The 303-nt window shown below is 72.6% G+C and carries 1 pseudogene; it reads left to right on the forward strand.

Going from position 1 to position 303, the window contains the following annotated elements:
- Positions 1-303, forward strand: a pseudogene (locus UK12_RS42685) (hypothetical protein); the annotation flags it as partial.

Genomic DNA, 303 nt, shown 5'->3' on the forward strand with positions numbered 1-303 from the left:
GACCGTGCTGCCGGCCCCGCACACCTCGCTGACCGTCTCGCAACTCCAGCGGTGCCCGAACGGGGCACCCGCGCACTACCGGGCCCTGCCCTTCCGCTGCCGTCAGCTGTCCGGCCAGCCAAGGGTCAACGACGCCGAGCCGCTCGAGGTCGCCGGGTCCGAGCTCCCGGGCAACCGCGCCCACCCCGTCGACCACGGCGACCACTACCTGCTTCACGGCGCGAGGCCCTTCAACTCCAACGCCACCCTCGCGGACCTGGACGTCGTCGCAGCCAGGACAACCCGCGAGGTCGTCGTGCATGG

Origin of the sequence: Saccharothrix sp. ST-888, assembly GCF_000955975.1 — a bacterium.
In the GTDB taxonomy this organism is placed as follows: Bacteria; Actinomycetota; Actinomycetes; order Streptomycetales; family Streptomycetaceae; genus Kitasatospora.